At 70.6% G+C, this 18,865-nt stretch carries 20 protein-coding genes; 12 read left to right on the top strand and 8 right to left on the bottom strand.

Features of this window, described 5'->3' with window-relative positions; all coding sequences use genetic code 11:
• Entirely contained in the window at nucleotides 1-609 is a 609-nt protein-coding gene (locus ACIQWX_RS03290) for a TetR/AcrR family transcriptional regulator (protein WP_400864858.1), read from the bottom strand.
• Between the two features lie 90 nt (nucleotides 610-699).
• On the opposite strand from ACIQWX_RS03290, the gene ACIQWX_RS03285 reads away from it, so the two are divergent.
• Entirely contained in the window at nucleotides 700-1,749 is a 1,050-nt protein-coding gene (locus tag ACIQWX_RS03285; RefSeq protein WP_400864855.1) for an NAD(P)-dependent alcohol dehydrogenase, read from the top strand.
• Nucleotides 1,750-1,767: 18 nt separating this feature from the next.
• On the opposite strand, the gene purU is transcribed toward ACIQWX_RS03285, so the two are convergent.
• From purU to ACIQWX_RS03260, 5 genes are all read right to left on the bottom strand, one after another.
• A complete protein-coding gene (gene purU, locus ACIQWX_RS03280) occupies nucleotides 1,768-2,634 on the bottom strand; it encodes a formyltetrahydrofolate deformylase (protein ID WP_400864853.1) in 867 nt (288 codons plus the stop codon).
• A gap of 23 nt (nucleotides 2,635-2,657) precedes the next feature.
• Nucleotides 2,658-3,107, bottom strand: a complete 450-nt coding sequence (locus ACIQWX_RS03275; RefSeq protein ID WP_400864850.1) for a maleylpyruvate isomerase N-terminal domain-containing protein — start codon at nucleotides 3,105-3,107, stop codon at nucleotides 2,658-2,660.
• Nucleotides 3,004-3,705 carry a DedA family protein gene (locus ACIQWX_RS03270; RefSeq protein ID WP_400864847.1) on the bottom strand — a complete coding sequence of 234 codons (702 nt, stop codon included), beginning with the start codon at nucleotides 3,703-3,705 and terminating at the stop codon, nucleotides 3,004-3,006. The genes ACIQWX_RS03275 and ACIQWX_RS03270 overlap by 104 nt, the downstream gene beginning before the upstream one ends.
• A gap of 63 nt (nucleotides 3,706-3,768) precedes the next feature.
• Nucleotides 3,769-4,563, bottom strand: coding sequence for a class I SAM-dependent methyltransferase (locus ACIQWX_RS03265; RefSeq protein ID WP_400864844.1), 795 nt, complete (start codon nucleotides 4,561-4,563; stop codon nucleotides 3,769-3,771).
• Nucleotides 4,542-5,048 carry a DUF2505 domain-containing protein gene (locus ACIQWX_RS03260; RefSeq protein ID WP_400864841.1) on the bottom strand — a complete coding sequence of 169 codons (507 nt, stop codon included), beginning with the start codon at nucleotides 5,046-5,048 and terminating at the stop codon, nucleotides 4,542-4,544. The genes ACIQWX_RS03265 and ACIQWX_RS03260 overlap by 22 nt, the downstream gene beginning before the upstream one ends.
• A 24-nt stretch (nucleotides 5,049-5,072) precedes the next feature.
• On the opposite strand from ACIQWX_RS03260, the gene ACIQWX_RS03255 reads away from it, so the two are divergent.
• From ACIQWX_RS03255 to ACIQWX_RS03225, 7 genes are all read left to right on the top strand, one after another.
• Entirely contained in the window at nucleotides 5,073-6,128 is a 1,056-nt protein-coding gene (locus tag ACIQWX_RS03255) for a UDP-N-acetylmuramate dehydrogenase (protein WP_400864838.1), read from the top strand.
• A 160-nt stretch (nucleotides 6,129-6,288) separates the two neighbouring features.
• Nucleotides 6,289-7,464, top strand: coding sequence for an Ig-like domain-containing protein (locus ACIQWX_RS03250; RefSeq protein ID WP_400864835.1), 1,176 nt, complete (start codon nucleotides 6,289-6,291; stop codon nucleotides 7,462-7,464).
• 3 nt (nucleotides 7,465-7,467) lie between these two features.
• Nucleotides 7,468-8,283 (top strand): alpha/beta fold hydrolase, encoded by an 816-nt coding sequence (locus ACIQWX_RS03245; RefSeq protein WP_400864832.1) that lies wholly within the window; start codon nucleotides 7,468-7,470, stop codon nucleotides 8,281-8,283.
• Nucleotides 8,284-8,301: 18 nt separating this feature from the next.
• A complete protein-coding gene (mshA, locus tag ACIQWX_RS03240) occupies nucleotides 8,302-9,606 on the top strand; it encodes a D-inositol-3-phosphate glycosyltransferase (RefSeq protein ID WP_400864829.1) in 1,305 nt (434 codons plus the stop codon).
• On the top strand, nucleotides 9,603-10,115 hold the full coding sequence (locus ACIQWX_RS03235) for a YbjN domain-containing protein (RefSeq protein ID WP_400864826.1): 513 nt from the start codon (nucleotides 9,603-9,605) through the stop codon (nucleotides 10,113-10,115). The genes mshA and ACIQWX_RS03235 overlap by 4 nt, the downstream gene beginning before the upstream one ends.
• 70 nt (nucleotides 10,116-10,185) lie before the next feature.
• A complete protein-coding gene (locus ACIQWX_RS03230) occupies nucleotides 10,186-11,049 on the top strand; it encodes a DUF4349 domain-containing protein (protein ID WP_400864823.1) in 864 nt (287 codons plus the stop codon).
• A gap of 1,089 nt (nucleotides 11,050-12,138) precedes the next feature.
• A complete protein-coding gene (locus ACIQWX_RS03225; RefSeq protein WP_400864820.1) occupies nucleotides 12,139-12,888 on the top strand; it encodes a phosphoglyceromutase in 750 nt (249 codons plus the stop codon).
• A 3-nt stretch (nucleotides 12,889-12,891) separates the two neighbouring features.
• Here the strand turns inward: ACIQWX_RS03225 and ACIQWX_RS03220 are convergent, their stop codons facing one another.
• On the bottom strand, nucleotides 12,892-13,767 hold the full coding sequence (locus ACIQWX_RS03220; RefSeq protein ID WP_400864817.1) for a hypothetical protein: 876 nt from the start codon (nucleotides 13,765-13,767) through the stop codon (nucleotides 12,892-12,894).
• On the bottom strand, nucleotides 13,764-14,402 hold the full coding sequence (locus tag ACIQWX_RS03215) for a DNA-binding response regulator (RefSeq protein ID WP_400864814.1): 639 nt from the start codon (nucleotides 14,400-14,402) through the stop codon (nucleotides 13,764-13,766). Before ACIQWX_RS03215 ends, ACIQWX_RS03220 begins: the two co-directional genes overlap by 4 nt.
• A gap of 67 nt (nucleotides 14,403-14,469) precedes the next feature.
• Here ACIQWX_RS03215 and ACIQWX_RS03210 point away from each other — a divergent pair, with 67 nt between their 5' ends.
• The 4 genes from ACIQWX_RS03210 to ACIQWX_RS03195 all read left to right on the top strand — a co-directional run bounded on the left by ACIQWX_RS03210 (nucleotide 14,470) and on the right by ACIQWX_RS03195 (nucleotide 18,775).
• Nucleotides 14,470-15,333 carry an oxidoreductase gene (locus tag ACIQWX_RS03210; RefSeq protein WP_400864811.1) on the top strand — a complete coding sequence of 288 codons (864 nt, stop codon included), beginning with the start codon at nucleotides 14,470-14,472 and terminating at the stop codon, nucleotides 15,331-15,333.
• 145 nt (nucleotides 15,334-15,478) lie between these two features.
• The gene (locus ACIQWX_RS03205) at nucleotides 15,479-16,720 is read left to right on the top strand and encodes a sensor histidine kinase (protein WP_400864809.1); all 1,242 of its coding nucleotides are present in this window, start codon (nucleotides 15,479-15,481) and stop codon (nucleotides 16,718-16,720) included.
• Nucleotides 16,717-17,406 (top strand): response regulator transcription factor, encoded by a 690-nt coding sequence (locus tag ACIQWX_RS03200; RefSeq protein WP_125310281.1) that lies wholly within the window; start codon nucleotides 16,717-16,719, stop codon nucleotides 17,404-17,406. Before ACIQWX_RS03205 ends, ACIQWX_RS03200 begins: the two co-directional genes overlap by 4 nt.
• 385 nt (nucleotides 17,407-17,791) lie before the next feature.
• The gene (locus ACIQWX_RS03195; protein WP_400864806.1) at nucleotides 17,792-18,775 is read left to right on the top strand and encodes a hypothetical protein; all 984 of its coding nucleotides are present in this window, start codon (nucleotides 17,792-17,794) and stop codon (nucleotides 18,773-18,775) included.
• Nucleotides 18,776-18,865 lie beyond the last annotated feature (90 nt).

The following is an 18,865-nucleotide window of genomic DNA, read 5'->3' as shown; positions in this document are numbered from 1 at the left end:
TCAGTATCCGCTGGCCGTGCGGCCCGCGATCGTGGCGCGCGCCGCTTCCGTGGACTTCTTCACCACCAAGTCCACCGAATAGCCGTGCTTCACGAAGACGCCGTCCAGCTGGAACGTGCCGTAGCCGTGGGCCTGGGTGAACAGCTGCTCCATCAGCTCCAGCGCCGTCGCCGGGTCCGGCGCCACCTGCAGGCAGCGCAGCAGGAACTCGTCCGTCAACCGCCGGGTTTGCTCGTGTAGCCCGAGGTGCTCCGGGCCGTGCAGGCCCTCCGCGTAGATCACGTTCATCCCGGCCCGGCGCTCGATCAGGTAGCGCGTGTACGCGCCCGCCGCCGCGGCCAGGGCGTCCACCGGATCGTCGTGCTCGCTCGCCGCCGAAGCGACGCGCTCGGCCAGCTGGCACGCGATGTTCGCCGCGACCTCCGCCAGCAGGCTCTCCCGCGTCGGGAAGTGCCGGTAGGGCGCGCCGGGGCTGACCTTCGCGCGGCGCGCTACCTCCGCGACCGAGAAGCCGGCCAGACCCTGCTCCGCGATCAAATCCAGGGATACGCGCACGAGCTCGCCGCGGAGGTCGCCGTGGTGGTACTTGCCGCCCATGACCTGGATCACATCTCTCGTTCGAAATACGTAAGAGGGCTCTTACGTAGACCATGTAAGAGGCCTCTTACGAGGCAACGGTACTTGAAGTTGGAGGGTTCCATGAGCACCACCACGCACGCCATCGCCGCTCCGGCGCCGGGCGCGCCGCTGGCGCCGACCACGATCGAGCGCCGTGACCTGCGTCCGGACGACGTGCTGATCGACATCGCCTACGCCGGTATCTGCCACAGCGACATCCACCAGGCCAAGGAGGACTGGGGCCAGGCGATCTTCCCGATGGTTCCGGGCCACGAGATCGCCGGCGTCGTCGCCGCGGTCGGCTCCGATGTCACGAAGTACCAGGTCGGCGACCGCGTCGGCGTCGGCTGCATGGTCGACTCCTGCGGCGAGTGCGAGTACTGCCTGGCCGGCACCGAGCAGTTCTGCGTCAAGGGCAACGTCCAGACGTACAACGGCGTCGGCTTCGACGGCGAGAACACCTACGGCGGCTACAGCAACCAGATCGTCGTGAAGGACGCCTTCGTCTGCCGCATCCCGGAGGGCATCAGCCTCGACATCGCCGCGCCGCTGCTGTGCGCCGGCATCACCACCTACTCGCCGCTGCACCACTGGGGCGCCGGCCCCGGCAAGAAGGTCGCCGTGATCGGCCTCGGCGGGCTCGGCCACATGGGTGTCAAGATCGCCGCCGCCATGGGTGCCGAGGTGACCGTGCTGAGCCAGAGCCTCAAGAAGCAGGAGGACGGCCTCAAGCTGGGCGCCACCGACTACTACGCGACCAGCGACGAAGCCACGTTCGACGTCCTGCGCGGGAAGTTCGACGTCATCCTCAACACCGTGTCGGCCAAGCTGCCGATCGACAGCTACCTCGGCCTGCTGAAGGTCGGCGGCGCGATGGTGAACGTCGGCGCGCCGGGCGAGCCGCTGAACTACAACGCCTTCTCGCTGCTGGGCGGCAACAAGGTGCTGGCCGGCTCGATGATCGGCGGCATCGCCGAGACCCAGGAGATGCTGGACTTCTGCGCGGAGCACGGCATCGGCGCGGAGATCGAGACGATCCCGGCCGACAAGGTCAACGAGGCCTACGAGCGCGTCGAGAACTCCGACGTCCGCTACCGGTTCGTCATCGACGCGTCGACCATCGGCGCGTGAACACCGCACGGCAGCCGGTCAGAACACCACTGTCCGGTTGCCGTGCACCAGCACCCGGTTCTCCAGGTGCCAGCGCAGGCCGCGCGCCAGCGTGACCTTCTCGATGTCGCGGCCCTTGCGGACCATGTCCTCGACCGAGTCGCCGTGGTCGACGCGGATGACGTCCTGGTCGATGATCGGGCCCGCGTCGAGGTCCGCCGTCACGTAGTGGCAGGTCGCGCCGACCAGCTTCACGCCGCGTGTGTGGGCCTGGTGGTACGGCTTCGCGCCGATGAACGACGGCAGGAAGCTGTGGTGGATGTTGATCGCCCGGCCGGCCCACTCGCGGCACAGGTCGGCCGGGAGGATCTGCATGAACCGGGCCAGCACCACCGCGTGCGGCTCGTGCTCGTCGACCAGCTTGCGGACCTGCTCGAACGCTTCTTCTTTTCCACCCGCCGGGAACGGCACGTGGTGGAACGGGATCCCGTGCGCGCGCGTGATGTCGGCAAGGGACTCGTGGTTGCCGATCACCGCGGCGATGTCGACGTCCAGCTCACCGGACGCGACGCGGCCGAGCAGGTCGTAGAGGCAGTGCCCGGCCTTGGACACGAGCACGACCGCGCGGCGCCGCTCGCCGGTGTCGCTGACCTGCCAGCTCGACTCGGCGGAGAGGTCCGCGGCGACCTCGGCGAACCGGGTGCGCAGGCCGTCGGCGTCGAACGGCAGCGAGTCGGCCCGGACGACCTGGCGGGTGAAGAACCAGCCGGTGTCCGGGTCGGTGTGGTAGGCCGCTTCGACGATCCAGCCGCCGTGCTCGGCGAGGAACCCGGAGATCCGGGCGATGATGCCGGTGCGGTCGGGGCAGCCGAAGGTGATGACGTAGCGGCGTTCGGGAGCGGTCACGTCGGCATTCTCCCTCGCGCTGGTCAGCCGGCCGGGAGCCGGTCCCCGCTGCCGCACCCGGCCGAACCCGGCAGCACGACGGCGCAAACGATTTCGCCGGCCCCCTGGGCGAACTCGGGGGGCAGGCGCGCCGGCACGGGCCGGGTGAGGGCGGATTCGGCGTCGAGGCGGTGGATCGCCGTGGCGTGGGCCAGCCGGCCGGTCCACGGCGATTCCGGGTTTCGCACCAGGGCTTCGCGCAGGGCGAGGCGCTGCCCGTCCCACCACCCGAGCACGTCTTCCCACTCCGGTGGCGGCGCCGGTGACAACGGCCGCTCCAGCACCAGGCCGATCGCGGCGCAGTGCACGGAAGCGATGTGCGTCACCAGGTCATGAACAGTCCACTTCGGACAGTTCGGCACCGGTGCCGTCGGACCCGCCGTCAGCGCCGCCCTCTTCAGCGCGTCCGCGTGGACGTCGATCGCTTCGAGCATGGGCCGACCGTAGCCGTCGTCCGGTCTCGATCGCGAACACCAGACCCAGGCCCAGGCTGAACGACAGCAGCAGGCCCTTCACCGGCTCGTCCGCGAACGCCGCGCCGCCGGCCAGGCCGATCAGGACGCTGTACACCGCCCAGATCGCCGCGCCCGCGAGGTCGAGCGGGACGAACCGGCGCAGCGGGTAGCCCAGGCTGCCGGTCGCGAGCGAACTGGCCACGCGGCCGCCGGGCAGGTACCGCGCGGCGATGATCAGCAACCCGCCGTTGCGCTGCACCTGGTCACGGGCCCATTCGTAGCGCCGGTGGCCGTCCGCGCCGCGCTGCAGGCGCGCGATCGCCCGCGGCCCGGCGAGCCGTCCGACGGAGTACCCGAGGCAGTCGCCCGCCCACGCGCCGCCCGCCGCGACCGCCGCCAGCAGGGCGAGCTGGGCCGGGTCGGGCCCGAGCAGCACCGCGACCGTGACGACCGTCGTCTCGCTGGGCATGAACGGCAGCAGCGCGTCCAGTCCGGCCACCGCGAAGACGAGCACCCACAGCCACGGCGAGCCGAGCGCGCCGCGCAGCAGCTCGGTGACGTGCCCCAGGAGTTCCACGGTTCAATGGTGATCACCGCAGGTCACTTCGGGGTGACGCAGCAGGGGTGGATCGGTGAACCTTTAGGCAGGAGCGACCGCGGACCACGGAATCGTCAGCTCGCCCGGCCGGATCCGCGGGTCCGGCACCGGCCAGCCGCGCGCGACCAGCAGCCGGACCGTCTCCAGCCACCTCGAGCGGACGCCGAACGCCTGGTGCGGCGCGGCCGTGGCCCAGCAGATGTCCAACTCCGAAAGGAACGCGTGGATCCGCTCACCCGGGACGTTCCGGTGGATCAACGCCTTCGGCAGCCGCTCGGCGATCGTCGACGGCTTCTCCAGCCCCGCCAGCCGCATCGACAGCGTCAACGACACCGGGCCGGCCGGCGACACCAGCGCCCACGTCGACAGCCGGCCGATCTCGTCGCACGTGCCCTCGACCAGCAACCCGCCCGGCGCCATCGAGTCCAGCACCAGCGCCCACGCGCCCGGGACCTCGTCCTCCGCGTACTGGCGCAGCACGTTGAACGCCCGGACCAGCACCGGCCGCGTCCCGGCCAGCTCGAACCCGCCGCGGCGGAAGTCCAGCGACGGCGGCGTCGCGGCCGGCTGAGCAAAAGCCACGCGAGCGGGATCCAGCTCCAGACCCAGCACCCGGACGTCCGGCCGGACGCGCCGCAGCCACCGGGAAAGCTCGACGGTCGTCACCGGGGAAGCGCCGTACCCGAGGTCGACGACCAGCGGGGACGCCGTCGCACGCAGCAGCCGGGTCGTCGCGGGGGAGTACGTGATCCACCGATCGACGCGGCGGAGGCGGTTCGGGTTGGTCGTGCCGCGGGTCGGCGCGCCGACCGGGCTCAGCTTGCTTCGGTGAGCCACTTCGCCGCGAATTCGGCTTCGCGCTCCAGCAGCTTCGTGACCTGCTCGGCGATCACGGCCTCCAGCTTCTTGCCGAACAGCGGAACGCGCATGGTCACTTCGCCGCTGGTCCGGAACACGGTCTTGTCGCCGCCGGCCAGCAGGGCCGTCCGCGCGGTGATGTCGCCCGGGACGCCCCCGACCTCGACGGTCGCGTTGCCCTGGTGGCCGGTGCCGTCGTTGCTCACGCGCCAGGTCTGCGTGCGGGTCACCATCAGGTCGCCCTTGTGCAGCGCCCGGACCGCCTGCGGGAGGTTCTCCGCCCGGATGCCCTGCCGCAGCGAGTACCGCAGGTCCGTGCCGGACTCCTCGTACGCCAGCAGCGCCGCGCCGTGCCCGCCGAGCTGCTCGAGCCGCGCCCGCAGGGCGGCTTCGCCGGCGACCGCCGCGTACGTCGCGGGGACGTCGGCGGCGAACTCGGCGCGGTGCTCGATCCGGGATCCCATGAGCCGGACAGTACCGTCAGACGCGTGAACACCGCCCGTACTCCCGCCCTCCCGAAGCTCTCCGCGTACACGACGCTGCGCCTCGGCGGCCCCGCCCGCCGGTTCGTCAGCGCCGTGACCAGCGAAGACCTCGTCACGGCGGTCCGCGAGGCCGACGCCGCGGACGAGCCGGTGCTGCTGCTCGGCGGCGGCTCCAACCTGGTGGTGGCGGACGCGGGGTTCGACGGCACGCTCGTCGAGGTGGCCAACACCGGCTGGCATCGCGACGGGGACGTCGTGGAGGTCGAGGCCGGCCAGAACTGGGACGCGTTCGTCGCCGGCCTGGTTGACGCGGGCCTGGGCGGGCTCGAATGCCTCTCCGGCATCCCGGGCAGCGTCGGCGCGACGCCGATCCAGAACGTCGGCGCGTACGGCTGCGAAGTCGCGGAGTCCATCGTCTCGCTGGAGCTGTACGACCGCCGGACGCGCGAGGTGCGCACGCTCAAGGCCGACGAGCTCGGCTTCGCCTACCGCACCAGCGTCCTGAAGGGCACCGATACCGGCGTCGTCTTGTCGGTGCGCTTCGAAATCCGCGGAGACGGTCTCTCCGCGCCCGTCCGCTACGCCGAACTCGCCCGCACGCTCGGCGTCGAGATCGGCGCCCGCGTCCCGGCGGCCGAAGCGCGCGAAGCCGTGCTGAAGCTGCGTCGCGGCAAGGGCATGGTGCTCGACGCCGACGACCACGACACGTGGAGCGCGGGCTCGTTCTTCACCAACCCGATCGTCCCGTCGGCCGACGCGGAGGCCGTGCTCGCGCGGATCGCCGAGAGCGTCGGGACGGACGCGCCGCAGTACCCGGCCGACGGCGGCGTCAAGCTGTCGGCGGCCTGGCTGATCGAGCGCGCCGGCTTCGCCAAGGGTTACCCCGGACCGGGGAACCGGGTTTCGCTGTCGACGAAGCACACCCTCGCCCTCACCAACCGCGGCGACGCCACGACCGAGGACCTGCTCGCGCTCGCCCGCGAGGTCCGCGACGGCGTCCACGAGCGGTTCGGCGTCCGGTTGCACCCCGAACCGCTCTTGATCAACTGCGTCATTTGAGCCGAACCGGGCAACCTGGACGTGTATGAGACGTCTTTGTCGACAAAGACGTAGCCACCTGATCGGATGGTCTTTACCTTTCGGGAGGTAACGTCGGGTGGGCCACCAGCGCTAAGGGCTTGTGCCCGCAGGTCGGCGGGGGAAAATCCAGGAGGTTTCGGTGATCGGACGGCGCACGGTCTTCAAGGCCGCTCTGGCGGCGGGGGCCGCCCTGGCCGCCGCGGCGTGTTCGAGCACGAACGACGGCACCGCGCTGCCCACCGGCGCGGCCGGTGCCGACGGCGGTGGCGCGCAGCCAGTGGCGAAGATCACGGCCGAGCCGGCCGTCAACGCCAAGGACGCTTCGGTGCTCACACCGGTCACGGTCAAGGTCGCCGACGGCAAGCTCACCGAGTGCAAGGTCACCGCCGACGGCGGCAAGGCCGTCAAGGGCGACACCGCGCCGGACGGGCTCACCTGGACCAGCTCCGAGCCGCTCGGCTACGGCAAGACCTACACCTACGCGGCCAAGGCCACCGGCAGCGACGGCAAGCCGGTCGAGCTCACCGGCACGTTCACCACGATCAGCCCGGCCAAGCAGGTCCGCGCCACGCTCAACCCCGCGGACAACCAGCAGGTCGGCGTGGCCATGCCGGTCAGCGTCAAGTTCGCGTCGCCGGTCAAGGACCGCAAGGCCGTCGAGAAGGCGCTGTCCGTGAAGACGGACAAGGAGGTCGAGGGCGCGTGGGGCTGGCTGTCGGACAGCCAGGTCGACTACCGGCCGAAGGAGTACTGGCCGCAGAACATCACGGTGAGCGTCGAGGCGAAGCTCTACGGCGTCGAGCTCGGCGGCGGCGCGTACGGCAAGGCCGACGTCACCACGAAGTTCAAGATCGGCCGCAACCAGGTGGTCAAGGTGAACACCCCGGACCACCAGATGCGCGTCTACCGCAACGGGGCGCAGGTCAAGAGCTACCCGTGCGCGAACGGCCTGGACGCCGAGGTCGACCGCAACACGCCCAACGGCACCTACATGATCATGAGCAAGGAGCCGTCGGCGATCTTCGACAACGCCCGCTACGGCTACACGAACGTCAACAAGAAGTGGGCCTGCCGGTTCTCCAACCACGGCGAGTTCATCCACGAGAACCAGGACAACGCGGCCAACATCGGGAAGAACAACAACTCCCACGGCTGCGTCAACCTCCTCGAAGCCGACGCCAAGGACTACTTCGACTCCGCGCTGGTCGGCGACCCGGTCGAGATCACCGGCTCCCAGCTGGGCGCGCCGATGGCCTCGGACGTCAAGGACTGGAACTACAGCTGGTCGGCCTGGAAGTCGCTGGGAGCGAAGTAAGCCGTGCGCACCGAAGTCGTCGGGCACGGCGGGACCCGGCTCGGCCTGCGGGTCGAGGGGGCCGAGAACAGCAGGCCGATCGTGTTCGTGCACGGCTGGGCGCAGTCGGGCGCGTGCTGGGCGGCGCAGCTGGCCGACCCGGCGCTGACCGAGCGGTTCCGGCTGGTCGCGATGGACCTGCGCGGCCACGGCGCCTCCGACGTGCCGGCCTCCGGCTACGACGACCCGGTGGCCTGGGCCGACGACCTCTCGGCGGTGCTGGACTTCGCCGGGCCGGACGCGATCGTCGTCGCCTGGTCGTACGGCGGGCTCGTGCTCGCCGACCACATCCGGGTGCACGGCACCGCACGGCTGCGGGGTGTCGTGCTCGTCGGCGCCATCACCGAGATCGGCCGCGACCGGCCCGGCGGCCGCGTCGGCCCGCTGATGCGCGAGCACATGCGCGCCATGCTTTCGGACGATCCGGACATCGCGGTCCCCGCGTTGACGGAGTTCAGCCGCGGGATGGTCTCCCGGCCACTGCCCGGAACGCTCGCGCAGGCGCTGCTGGGCGCTTCCTTGAGCGTGCCGCCCGCGGTGCGTTCGGCGTTGTTCCGCCGGGACATCGGCAGCGAAGACGTGCTGGTCAGGCTGGACAAGCCCACCCTCGTCGCGCACGGGACGGCCGACCGCGTGATCGAGCCGTCGGCGGCCGAACACGCACTCGGGAAGATTCCGGGTGCCGTCGGGCGTTGGTTCCTTGACGGGGGGCATGCGCCCTTCGCCGAGTCCGCGGACGAGTTCGACGCGGTGCTGCGGCAGTTCGCCGAGGAATGCTGACGCAGGAGACGTGACCAGGTGACCAGCTCCATCCGGGGGTTCGAAGCTGCCCCGCGCCGGATCGCGGTGCTGTCCGTGCACACTTCACCGCTCGAGCAGCCGGGCACCGGCGACGCCGGCGGGATGAACGTGTACATCAGCCAGACGGCGACCGAGATGGCCCGCCTCGGCGTCGAGGTCGAGGTGTTCACCCGCGCGACGGCGTCCGACCAGCCGCCGGTGGCCGAGCTGGCGCCGGGCGTGACCGTGCGGCACGTCCAGGCCGGGCCGTTCGAGCCGCTGGGCCGCGACGAGCTGCCCGCCCAGCTGTGCGCGTTCACCTCCGGCGTCCTGCGCACCGAGGCGTTCCACGAACCCGGGTACTACGACCTCATCCACTCGCACTACTGGCTGTCCGGCCAGGTCGGCTGGCTCGCCCGCGACCGCTGGTCGGTGCCGCTGGTGCACACCGCGCACACCTTGGCGAAGGTCAAGAACGCCGCTTTGGCCGAGGGCGACAAGCCCGAACCGCGGCTGCGGGTGATCGGCGAAGAGCAGGTCGTCGCCGAGGCCGACCGGCTGGTCGCCAACACCGCGGTCGAGGCGCGGCAGCTCGTCGACCTCTACGACGCCGAGCCGGACGCGGTGCACGCCGTGCCGCCGGGCGTCGACCTCGACCGCTTCACACCGGGCTCCCAGGCGGCCGCGCGGGCTTCCCTCGGTCTCGCCGCCGACGACGTCGTGCTGGCCTTCGCTGGCCGGATCCAGCCCCTGAAGGCGCCGGACGTCCTGCTGCACGCGGCCGCGGCTCTCCTGCGCCGGCGGCCGGAGCTGGCCTCCCGGCTGGTCGTGCTGGTCGTCGGCGGGCCGTCGGGCACCGGGCTGGAGCAGCCGCAGGCCCTGCGCGAGCTGGCCGTTTCGCTCGGCATCGAGCGGCAGGTGCGGTTCCTGCCGCCGCAGCCCGGGGAAGCGCTCGCTCGGGTCTTCCGCGCGGCCGACGTCGTCGCGGTGCCCAGCTACAACGAGTCGTTCGGCCTGGTCGCGCTGGAGGCGCAGGCCTGCGGGACGCCGGTGGTGGCGGCTGAGGTCGGCGGGCTGCCGGTCGCGGTGCCGCACGGCGTGTCCGGCCTGCTGGTGCCTGGCCACGGCGCCGACGAGTGGGCGGACGCGCTGGCCGCCGTCGCCCTGCGTCCCGATCGGCGTGCCGAACTGGGTGCCAACGCCGTCGTGCACGCGCGGCGGTTCTCCTGGCGTCGCACGACGGACGCGCTCCTGGACATCTATGCTCAGGCGACGAGCGCGTTTCGCCACGCGCTGGACCTGCGCACGGAGGTGGCGGTGTGAGCCTGGACCAGCTGATCCAGTCTACTTTGGACTCCGCGGAGCTGAAGTACGACAAACGCGGTCCCGGCAAGTACTTCGTCACGTTGCCCGGCACGAAGAAGCTCCAGACGAATGCGTGGCTCGTCGACGGCGACCACGCGTTTTCGGTGGAGGCGTTCGTTTGTCGGCGTCCGGATGAGTCCCATGAGGACGTTTACCGGTTCTTGTTGCAGCGCAACGCGAAGCTGTACGGCGTTCACTACACAGTGGACAGTCTCGGTGACATTTATCTGGTCGGCCGGTTCGGCAAAGAGACCATGTCCGCCGATGAGCTGGACAAGGTGCTCGGGCAGGTTCTGGAAGCCGCCGATGGCGACTTCAACACGCTGCTCGAGATCGGGTTCGCGACGTCGATCAAGCGTGAGTGGGACTGGCGTGTCTCCCGCGGTGAGTCGCTGGCCAACCTGCAGGCGTTCAAGCACCTCGTTACGCCCGACAAGCCGCATGAACCGGGCTTGACCGAGTCGTGACCCGGGGCGTGCAACGGGCCTGAACCGGACATCCGTCTCATCGCCAGTCGAAACTGGAGGGAGACGCAGGATGCGGACTCGATGGAGAGCGGCGCTCGCGGGTGCGGCGGCGGTTTTCGCGCTGGCGGGGTGCTCGGCGGCGGAGAATGGGGCTTCGTCCACCGCGGACAGTGCTGGTTCCGGGCGGGTGCCCGCCGCGCCGCAGCAGGGGACCGGGGGGAAGGCCGAGTCGAAAGTTGCGGCTCCGCAGCCTGGGGCAACCGAGCGGAAGCTTTCGCGTAGTGCTCGGTTGGAGTTGACCGCGACCAAGGTTGTCGATGTTGTCGCTCAGGCTCGGGGGATTGCGCAGGGGGCGGGGGGATACACCGGGCAGGAGAGCACCGGTGATCAGTCGGCGACGTTGTCCTTGGCGGTGCCTGCCGAGCGGTTGGATCCCGTGTTGGATCAGCTTTCCCATTTGGGGTCTTCGCTGGTCAAGCGGGAGTTGAACACTCAGGACGTCACTGAGCAGGTTGTCGATGTCGAGGCTCGGTTGACTACTCAGCGGAAGTCCGTTGAGCGGATTCGGGCGTTGCTTTCGCAGGCTACTTCCGTGTCGGACATCACTTCGATCGAAGCTGAGTTGACCAGTCGTGAGTCGGCTTTGGAGTCTTTGGAGCAGCAGCGGAACTCTCTCGCCGGGAGTGTTGCGATGGCTACCGTCTCGATGAGCATTCGGAGTGTTGCTGCTCCGGCTCCGCCTTCGGAGGACCGGAGTGGGTTCCTCGGTGGGTTGGCTGGTGGGTGGGATGCGTTTTTGACCTTTGGGGGTGGCCTGCTCACCGTTTTGGGGGCTGTGGCGCCGTTCTTGCTCGTGATTGTGCCGGTGGCTTGGCTGGGTTGGCGGCTGAACCGGCGGCGGCGGGCTGCGCGGCCTGAGCCTGTTGAGAGCTGAGTTTCCCCGCTCCTCTCCCTCGATTGTTCAACACCGGAGACCCGGCCTCAAGGGCGCCTTCGGCGTCGCTTCGCGATGAGCTTCGCTCACCCTTGACCCCGGGTCTCCGGTGCTGACTGCGGCTGGGACGAGGGGCGGGGAGGTCTAGGCGCGATCCGATGTGGGCGAGTTGCTTCGGCCGGCTGCCCCTTGCCGGGTGGCTACCTCGTCGGGCCTGCGGCCTGCCTCATCGGGCCTGCGGCCCCTCGCCGGGTAGTCGCCTCGCTGGGCAGCCGCCTCGCCGGGCCTGCGGCCCCTCACCGGACAGCCGCCTCGCCGGGTGGCTACCTCGTCGGGCAGCGCTCCGCCTCGTCGGGCCTGCAGCCGCCTCGCCGGGCAGTCGCCTCGCCGGGTGGCTACCTCGTCGGGCAGCGCTCCGCCTCATCGGGCCTGCGGCACTTCACCGGGCAGCCGCCTCGCCGGGCAGCCGCCTCACCGGACAGCGCCCCGCCACACCCTGGGGGGCGTGCCCTGTCCCAGTCTATCGGTGGGGGGCTTCACTAACGGGTGGTGCGACGGATCTGTGGATAGCCGGAGCCGTTGTGGATAACTCCGCCCGCGCGGTCTGGAAGTCTTGAATGAGTCATTCAGGACCTCCGAGGTCCTGAATGACTCATTCAAGACATGAGGAGAACAGGCGGGACGGCTCGAGGGAGGGGGGAGTCGCGATCTCGAGCCGCCCCGCTGAAGTTCCCGCCGATCAAGGACCCGGTGACGAGGGGGGTGCCATCGGGGCCGGCGGGCCGCGGCTCGGCAGGGGGGAGACGAGCCGCGGTCAAGCCCGAAACCGGCCGGGGAGTGCGTGGAATCCGGCCGCTCGGGACGTAAGCAAACCTGTCAGATCTCGACCTGTAATCACAAGACTACCCACTAGTCCGTTCGAGTGAACTTCACTCGCGACGATAACGGTGTGCAGTTTGACGCGAGGATTTTGCGCGTTGTTGGCGCTCGGACTTGTCAAAGGGTGAGGTGTTACTCCGAAGTAACACACTCTCTGTAGGACGCGAGGTCACCAGTCGGCCTGCTGGTCCGTCATGGCAGGCTGAAGGCATGGCCGAGATTGGGACTTTGGTGCTGCTGCGGCACGGGCAGAGCACGTGGAACGCGGAAAACCTGTTCACCGGCTGGGTGGACGTGCCGCTGTCGGAGCAGGGCGAAGGCGAAGCCCGCCAGGGCGGGCAGCTGCTGGCCGACGCCGGGCTGCTGCCGGACGTCGTGCACACCTCGCTGCTGCGCCGCGCCATCTCCACCGCGAACATCGCTCTGGACGCCGCCGATCGGCACTGGATCCCGGTGAAGCGCGACTGGCGGCTCAACGAGCGTCACTACGGCGCCCTGCAGGGCAAGAACAAGAAGCAGACCCTCGACGAGTTCGGCGAGGAGCAGTTCATGCTCTGGCGCCGCTCCTACGACACCCCGCCGCCCGAGATCGACCCGAAGGACGAGTGGAGCCAGGCCGGGGACGCCCGGTACGCGAACCTCGGTGACGATGCCCCGCTGACCGAGTGCCTCAAGGACGTCGTCGAGCGGCTGCTGCCCTACTGGGAGTCCGAGATCGTGCCCGACCTGCGCGCGGGCAAGACCGTGCTCGTCGCCGCGCACGGGAACTCGCTGCGTGCGCTCGTCAAGCACCTCGACGGCATCTCCGACGCCGACATCGCCGGGCTCAACATCCCGACCGGCATCCCGCTGCGCTACGACCTGACGGCCGACCTCAAGCCCGTCAAGGCCGGTGGCGAGTACCTCGACCCCGAGGCCGCCAAGGAAGCCGCCGCCGCGGTCGCCAACCAGGGGCGCTGACCTTCACGACGCGGTGACCGTCCTGACCGCGGTCGCCTTCCAGCCCGGGCCGGCGCGGACCAAGTCCAGCTCGGTGGTGAACGGGCGGTCGGCGGCGCCGGTGGGGCCGGTCACCTTCAGCGTCGTGAAGAACAGCACCGTCGCCGTTGCGCCGGTCAGCGCGGTGACGCCGGCCAGCGGGTCCGGCCCGAGGACGACCTTCGTACCGCTCTGGCGGATCGCGGCGACGTAGGTCGCCTTCTTCGCGCGGTAGTCGGTCAGCAGCGGCTCGGCGACGACCGCTTCGGCCCGCGCGTAAGAGCCTTCCGGGTCGCCGCTGTCGGTCGTCAGCAGTGCCGCGGCGGCCGCCCGGGCCCCGGCCAGCGCCGAGTCGCGCAGGCCGGCGAGGGTGCCGTCGTCCGGGTGCGGTGCGGGTGGCGGCTGCGCCGGGTTGATCGCGGTGTCGGAGATCCGCCAGCGCCCGCCTTCCCGGATCGCGGTGAACGCGACCGTCGCGATGCCCTTCGACGTCCCGTTGACCTGCTCCAGCACGGCCAGTTCGCGGATCCGGTCGCCGGTCAGTTCCAGTGCCGCGTTCCGCACCACGCGGGTGGTCAGGTGGACCGGCTGCGGGTTCGTCCTGATCGTGTCGAACAGCTTCGTGAGCTGGTCCTTCGCCGCTCCGGTGACGTTCGCCGCCACGGCCTGGTCGAACCCCGCCGGGTTCGCCGAGTCGTAGCTGAACACCGCTTCGGCGGCCTTCGCGACCGCGTCGAGCGCGGCGGCCGTGCCGGGGCCGTTGACGAGCGCGAGGTTGCCGGTGAGCGCCGCGGGTGTGCCGGACACCGCCGACGTGCACGCCGACGTCGTCAAGACCAGCGCCAGGAGCGCTCGCCTCACAGCAACCCGGCTTCGCGGGCCCGCGCTCCGGCCTGGAACCTCGACGACGCGCCGAGCACGTCCATCAGCTCCGCCACCCGCCGCCGGTAGGTGCGCAGGCCGACGCCGAGCGCGCGGGCCGCCGTCTCGTCCTTGCAGCCGGACGCCAGCTGCTCGAGGATCTCGCGCGCACCCAGCTCGGTGAACCGGGCCTGGTACGACTCGAGGTCCGTGCCGCCGGCCCAGGCCGCCTCGAACAGCGACTGGATGCCCTGGACCAGCTCCGGGCTGCTGACCACGGTGTAGCTGCGGACCCCGCCGACGTGGTCGCCCGCGACGATCGCGATCCGGCGGTCCAGCAGAATCGTCTCGTTGACCTCGCGCTCGGTGATCCGGATGCGGGCGCCGTGCGTGGCCATGAACCGCAGGTGCTCCGCCAGCGCCGGGTCGAAGAGGACGGCGGGCAGGTACATCTTGCGCACGGACGTCGTGCGCACGGCCTGCTCGCGTTCCGGCGCGGTCGGGTGCGCCACCGACCACGTGTGCAGGTCGCGGGCCGCGCACGCGATCTCCGTCGCGGTCGCGAACAGGTGGGCCGTCCGCTCGAACAGCTCGGCTTCGCCGCGCACGACGACGACGTCACTGACTCTCTCCACGCATTCCAGTGTGGCAGCAAGATGCCAAACGCGGTGGTCGCGCAGGGTGCGCCGGAAGGCTGGAGCCATGACCACGAACACCACCCTCCCCGCCGCCGCGGCGGGCACCTGGCAGCTCGGCTCCTTCGAAGTCAACCGGCTCGGCTTCGGCGCGATGCGCCTGATGTCCACTTCGGACGGTGGTATCCGTGCTCGCGAGACGGCGGTCGCCGTGCTGCGCCGCGCCGTCGAGCTCGGGGTGAACCACATCGACACCGCCGTCTTCTACTTCGCCGGCCCGCGCTCGGCGAACGAGCTGATCAACACCGCCCTCGCGCCGTACGACGACCTGACGATCACCACCAAGGTCGGCCCGGGCCGCGACTTCACCGGCGCGTTCTACACCGCCCGGCCCGACCAGCTGCGCGCCCAGGTCGAAGAGAACCTCCGCGAACTGGGTCTGGACCACCTCGACGTCGCCAACTACCGGATCGGCGAAGGTCTGGACCGCGGCGAAGGCTCGCTCGCCGACGGGTTCGGCGCGCTCGCCGAGCTGCGTGAGGAAGGCCTCATCCGCGAGCTGGGCATCTCCAACGTCGCGCCGCACCACCTCACCGAAGCCCTCGAGATCGCGCCCGTCGTCTGCGTCCAGAACCAGTACGGCCTCACCGCGCGCCGCGAGGACGACGAGATCGTCCGGATGTGCGCCGAGCGCGGGATCGCCTTCGTGCCGTTCTTCGCCGTCGCGAGCGGCCAGGGCGAGGACGCGCGTGTCGCCGAGGTCGCGCGCCGGCACGACGCCACCCCGGCGCAGGTGCGGCTCGCGTGGACCCTCCACCAAGGACCGCACGTGCTCGCGATCCCGGGTACCGGCGACGTCGCGCACCTCGAGCAGAACGTCGCCGCGGCGGCCCTGCGGCTGACCGACGAGGATCTTGAGACCCTCGGGTGATTCACCCGGAATGTCTCGCCGGGGAATCGATCGGGTGAACGCAGCCTGAAGCACCGGCGAACATGTCGTCGCCAGGTGTCGCGGTGCTCACGACGAGGCGGACAACGCTAGGCCACAGGGCCACTTCTCAGCTTACGATCGGCCTGTGACCACGCCTGTTTCCCTCGCACTGGCCATCGGGGCACTGGTGGCCGGTGCGGTGGTCGGCTACCTCCTCGCGCGGGCCAGAAGCCGCCGCGAAGAGGCCCGGCCGCCGGGTCCGACCGTCGCGGAGCTCCTCGAACGGCTCGTCCGGTCGTCCCACAACGGCGTCGTCGTCCTCAACAAGTTCGGCGACATGGTGCTGCACAACCCGCGCGCCTACGAGCTGGGCCTGGTGAAGGTCAACCAGGCCGACCCGCGGGCCCGCAAAGCCGCCGAGCAGGTCGCCGAGACCGACGAACCGCTGGAAATCGATCTCTCGCCGCTCGAAGCGCGCGGCCGCCAGCCGGAGGCGGTGCTCGGCCAGGTGCGGCCGCTCGGCGACGGCTTCACCGTCGTCGAGGCCGTCGACCACTCCGAGGCCATCCGGCTGGAGGCCGTCCGCCGCGACTTCGTCGCCAACGTCAGCCACGAGCTCAAGACCCCGGTCGGCGCGATCGCGCTGCTCACCGAGGCCGTGCTCGACGCCGCCGAGGACGTCGAGGAGGTGCGCCGCTTCGGCGGCAAGATCCTCCGCGAGTCGACGCGCCTGGGCCAGCTCGTCACCGAGCTGATCGCGCTGTCGCGGCTGCAGGGCGCCGAGCGGCTGCCGGACCTCAACGTCGTCGAGGTCGACGCCGTCGTCCGCGAGGCACTCGGCCGGACGACGCTCTCGGCGGAGTCGGCCGACATCCGGATCACCACCGACACGCCCAGCGGCCTGCTCATCGAGGGCGACCGGACGCTGCTGGTCACCGCGCTGTCGAACCTGCTGGAGAACGCCGTCGCGTACTCGCCGGCCGGCAGCCCGGTGTCGATCAGCAGGCGGCTGGCCGACGGGATGGTCGAGATCGCCGTCACCGACCGCGGGATCGGCATCGCCGAGGACGAGCAGCAGCGCGTGTTCGAGCGCTTCTACCGCGCCGACAAGGCCCGCTCGCGCGCCACCGGCGGCACCGGGCTCGGCCTGGCGATCGTCAAGCACGTCGCGGCCAACCACGGCGGCTCGGTCGGGCTGTGGAGCCGGCCGGGCACCGGCTCGACGTTCACCCTGCGCATCCCCGCGCACGTCAGCCCCGAACCGGCACCCGAGCCGGCGCGGGCCGCCAAGACCTCGCCGGCACCGCGGCAGGAGAAGACCCCCGAGCGCACCCCGAGGCTCGTGGTTACCGGGCAGGACAGCCCAGATCATGGAGGAAACCTGTGACCAGGGTTCTCATCGTCGAGGACGAGGAGTCGTTCGCCGACCCCCTCGCCTTCCTGCTGCGCAAGGAAGGGTTCACCGCGGCCGTCGCCGGGACGGGCCAGGCCGCGCTGGAGGAGTTCGACCGCAACGGCGCCGACATCGTGCTGCTCGACCTGATGCTGCCCGGGATGAGCGGCACCGACGTCTGCAAGCAGCTGCGCCAGCGGTCGGCCGTACCGGTGATCATGGTGACGGCGCGCGACAGCGAGATCGACAAGGTCGTCGGCTTGGAGCTGGGTGCCGACGACTACGTGACGAAGCCGTACTCGGCGCGTGAGCTGATCGCGCGGGTCCGGGCGGTGCTCCGGCGCGGTGGCGAGCCGGGCGCTGAAGGCGAGCTGGCGCCGCTGGTGCTGTCGGCGGGTCCGGTCCGGATGGACGTCGAGCGGCACGTCGTGACCGTGGACGGCGCCGAGGTGTCGCTGCCGTTGAAGGAGTTCGACCTGCTGGAGTACTTGCTGCGCAATGTCGGCCGGGTGCTGACGCGGGGGCAGCTGATCGACCGGGTTTGGGGCGCGGACTACGTCGGTGACACGAAGACGCTGGACGTCCACGTGAAGCGGCTGCGGTCGAAGATCGAGCCTGATCCGGGCTCGCCGCGGCACCTGGTGACGGTTCGGGGGCTGGGCTACAAGTTCGAGACGTAAGCCGGTGTCGGGTAGGCCGCGCGGAAAAGCGTCCTCGCCGGACGGGCAGGCTCCGGGATGACCTGGGCGGCGCTTTCGGCTCACCTTCACGTGTGGGTCGCGGGTGGTCATCCCGTCGCCTGAACGAGGCCTATCACTTTGAGCCAGGCCCGCAAGCCTGCGTACTCGGCTCGCTGTCGGTCTCGTGGTTGCGGGCCTGGCTCAAAGTGATTTTCCGGCCTCAGGCGACGGGATGACCGCCCGCTCTTTTCTGGGTCGCCAGACGGACGTAAGTCCTCTTTGGGCGGTTCCGTCCCGGCGTGGAGGCGCGCCGGGGCGGTACCGCACCGAGTGTTTTCGGTTACATGTTCGAGACCTGGCGCCGGGGCCGGTACCCTGGACCCCCGTGCGCCTAGGGGTACTCGACGTCGGTTCCAACACCGTCCACCTGCTCGTGGTCGACGCCCACCGTGGCGCCCACCCGACGCCGATGCATTCCGAGAAGTCCGTGCTCCGCCTGGCCGAGCAGCTCACCCCGTCCGGCGAGCTCAGCAAGGCCGGCGCCGACGACCTCGTCACCGCCGTCGAATCCGCGAAGGACGCCGCCGCGCGGCTCGGGTGCCAGGAGGTCATGGCCTTCGCCACCTCCGCAGTCCGCGAAGCGAAGAACTCCGCCAAGGTCCTGGCCCGCGTCGCTGACAAGACCGGCGTCGACCTGCAGGTCCTCTCCGGGACCGACGAAGCCCGGCTCACCTTCCTCGCCGTCCGGCGGTGGTACGGCTGGTCCGCCGGCCAGCTGCTCGTGCTCGACATCGGCGGCGGCTCGCTGGAGATCGCCATGGGCCGCGACGAAGAGCCCGTCCTGGCCGAATCCCTGCCGCTGGGCGCGGGCCGGACCACGCGCACCCGCTTCAAGCACGACCCGCCGACGCGCTCCGAGCTCGTCGCGACGTCGGCGTGGCTGGACGACCAGCTCACCGACCTCACGCGGAAGGTCACCAAATGGGGTGAACCCGACCGCGTCGTCGCGACGTCGAAGACGTTCCGGTCGCTCGCCCGGCTGACCGGCGCCGCCCCCTCGGCGGCGGGCCCGCGCGTGCGACGTACGCTCACGGACACCGCGTTGCGCCAGCTCCTGGCCTTCATCTCGCGGATGACGTCGGCCGATCTGGCCCAGCTCGAGGGCGTCAGCCCGAGCCGGGCCCACCAGCTCGTCGCGGGCGCGCTCGTCGCGCAGGCCACGATGCGGGCGCTCGGTCTGTCAGAACTCGAGATCTGCCCGTGGGCTCTGCGAGAGGGTGTCATCCTGCGGCGGCTGGACCATTCGAACGGCGCGGATGAGACTGGAGCCGCCCTCGTGGGGCGCTTCGGCGCACAGGAGGACCGGTGAAAGCACGCGGCTGGACTTCCCGGACGGACAACGGGCACGGTGGAGAGGTGACGGACATGCAGAGGTCGGCGTACAGCGCGCGCGACGCCG

The sequence above is a fragment of the Amycolatopsis sp. NPDC098790 genome (genome assembly GCF_044759945.1).
Lineage (GTDB): Bacteria > Actinomycetota > Actinomycetes > Mycobacteriales > Pseudonocardiaceae > Amycolatopsis.
Note: the sequence above shows the minus strand (reverse complement) of the source record. Positions and strands in the feature narration are given on the sequence as shown.

Coding starts and splice junctions, on each gene's coding strand:
- ACIQWX_RS03285 (WP_400864855.1), top strand. CDS start 700: ATGAGCACCACCACGCACGCCATCGCCGCTCCGGCGCCGGGCGCGCCG.
- ACIQWX_RS03275 (WP_400864850.1), bottom strand. CDS start 3,107: ATGCTCGAAGCGATCGACGTCCACGCGGACGCGCTGAAGAGGGCGGCG.
- ACIQWX_RS03260 (WP_400864841.1), bottom strand. CDS start 5,048: ATGGGATCCCGGATCGAGCACCGCGCCGAGTTCGCCGCCGACGTCCCC.
- ACIQWX_RS03230 (WP_400864823.1), top strand. CDS start 10,186: ATGCGGACTCGATGGAGAGCGGCGCTCGCGGGTGCGGCGGCGGTTTTC.
- ACIQWX_RS03225 (WP_400864820.1), top strand. CDS start 12,139: ATGGCCGAGATTGGGACTTTGGTGCTGCTGCGGCACGGGCAGAGCACG.
- ACIQWX_RS03210 (WP_400864811.1), top strand. CDS start 14,470: ATGACCACGAACACCACCCTCCCCGCCGCCGCGGCGGGCACCTGGCAG.